The sequence below is a fragment of the Bacteroidota bacterium genome, from assembly GCA_021300195.1.
Taxonomy (GTDB): domain Bacteria; phylum Bacteroidota; class Bacteroidia; order J057; family JAJTIE01; genus JAJTIE01.
The window spans coordinates 1-2,660 of record JAJTIE010000056.1; the positions used below are offsets into that span (position 1 = coordinate 1).

Sequence of the window (2,660 nt, forward strand, 5' to 3'; positions counted from 1 at the left end):
TAACAATGCCCTCCGGGCAGCTTGGGATCCTTTTGGGGCATGGGGTGGCCCCTCGTCATCGGGCAGCTGTGCCGTGCGCAATACCCAGTCCGGCTGGCTACAGGTGCAGTACGACCTGTGCCCCCTGAGTGGCAATAGCTGTGTGCAGTTCCGGTTGACAACCGATTTGGTAGATGCGGGCTGCACACCCGCCCACTTCGCTATTGACAATTTCCGCATCGGCGACCCCAAGGCCTTTACCGTGGGCATTGTCAACTTTAACCGGCCTTTTCGTTTTGGCCAAGCCAGCACTGAATGTGCCGATTTGGGGGCTGCCGAGCCGGTAACCATTATGCTGGAGAATACCGCCTGCCGCCCGGTGGTGAACCTGCCTGTGGCCCTGAGCGTAAGCCGCGCAGGTGCCGGGGTGGTGGGTACCTCCAGCGGCACGGTTACCGTACCCAAGCAGGGGCGGGCGTACCTGACCTTCCCGGACAACATCAACTTGGACACGCCGGGCGACTACACCCTGACGGCCACCCTAACCCCCCAGCCGGGAGACAATAATGCCACTGACGACGTACTGACCTGGACCGTGCGCACCAGCCAGACACCCGTAACGGTAGCCAGCTCCTACCTGGCCGACTTCAATAGTGGCAACCAGGGATTTGTACCCACGGCCAATAGTAGTTTTGGGTTCCAAAACAACCGTACCAACTTCTGGCGGCAGGGGCCGCTACCTGCTGGCTATGCTGCCTACAATGGCGGAACCCCCGCCGACCCGAGCGATGACGTGGATGCCACCCACGGCGAAGCCTGGTACCTGGAGGTAAATGGCCGAGATCCGGATCCAAACCTATGGACTGACTCGTACTACCGAAACTTCGAGCTGTACACCCCCATTTTCGACCTGAGCCAGATCAATCAGCCCACCATTAGCTTCGATTTCAAGATGAATATGCTTGGCCAGAGTGGCGTGACAGTTCAGTATCGCTATACAGATGCCACAGGTACCCAAGGCTGGACCAATCTGGGGACCAATGCCGCTGCCAGTTTTTACGGGCTTGCTCCCAGTGCCTGGAATTCTCCCGGATTTGGTACGCCCACGGGCTCTTCGGGCACCCAATTCAGAACCACCCGGAGCGACTGGCAGCAGGCCAGCTATACGGGTACGGAACTATGCCAGGCATCCGGCCGTGGGTGTGTGCAGTTCCGTTTCGTAGTGGATATGATTAGCACTGTGATTCCGCAGCATTTCGCTATCGATAATTTCCGCATAGGGGGTGCCCGTCCCTACAATATCGCTATCGAGAACATTACGGGCCCTACCAACGGCAGGTGCGCCGGCCTGGGCGCTGCCGAGCAGATAACGGTGATGCTGCGCAACGAAGCCTGTATGTCCATCCTGAACCTGCCCATTTCGGTGCAGGTGGATGGCCCGGGCGGCAGCAGTCAAACCTTGAATGGCACCATCGCTAGCCTGCCCGTAGCCAATGACCCAAACTTTATCTTCTACTACACCCTACCCGGTACGGCAAACATGAGTACAGATGGCGAATACACCCTTACGGCCCGGATAACCGCTCCGGCCGGAGAACTGAATGCCGCCCTGAATGACGGCGACAACACCCTGGTGCAGAACCGCCAGACTCAGCCCATCGACCTGAACCTGGGCAACTTCGTAGCCGACTTTGAGAACGATGCCCAGCGTAACGATTTCTTCGTGGCCATACGCCCCACCGGCACGGATCCGAATGCGAACTATTGGAAGAACGGTACCCTGCCCGCCGGCTATGCGGGCTTCGCAAACGGAGCTGGCAATGTGGACGCAAGCGAAGGCCGAGCCTGGTATCTGCTCTACCGCCGCAATGGGGATGTGCAGCTGGAGACCCCCAGCTTCAACTTCAGCAACCTACCAGCCAACAGCAATATGATGCTGGAGTTTGACCTCAAGCTGAGCGCAGCAGAGGCTAAGCGAATGGTGGTTCAGTATCAGCGAAATGACGACGGAACATGGCGTACCCTGGGTGGTAATGATCCTGCCTATCCAGACTTCTACACCAAGGCGCAATATTTCAATGGTAACACAGGCACTTTTATCGCTGCTTTTGGCGGCTCGCAGTTTTCTAATGTGCCGCGTGTAGTGCCGGGTTGGCTGCATGTATCCTATCCGGTGTGCCGGGATGTGGGGAATGCGGCCTGTGTGAAATTCCGATTTGAAGTTTCGCAGGGGTCTGGTGCCAATCCCCAGTTTGCGATCGACAACTTCACGATCCGCAATGTAGGGCCCGATGTAAGCCCCACTGCCGTGGTAAGCCCCGCGCCCGGCAATGCCGGCAGCTGCGCCTATGGCCCCAATACGCCGCTGGTGGTGCGCGTGTTTAACCGCAGCTGCCAGACACTGACCGCCGATGTGCCCATCCAGGCGGTGGTAGATGGCCCCGGCCCCCAGCAGACCTATAGCGTTACGATGCCCAATGACATCGCACCCAGTGGCACGGTAGATTTCCAGATTGGCACCGTAGACCTGAGTCGCGTAGGCACCTACAGCATCCGCATCAATACCAACCTGAATACGGACCCGATCCGGGGCAACGACACCGTGCGCAGCAGCATTACGGTCCGGGTGCCCAACATTGCCCTGTCCGGCGGCCCGTACGAAGAAGACTTTGAGGATGCCA

At 58.6% G+C, this 2,660-nt stretch carries 1 protein-coding gene; it reads left to right on the plus strand.

Annotated elements, in window-relative coordinates:
• Window positions 1-73: 73 nt before the first annotated feature.
• Window positions 74-2,660 (plus strand): hypothetical protein (locus LW884_10910; GenBank protein ID MCE3008837.1); only part of this gene is annotated, 2,587 nt, incomplete at its 3' end.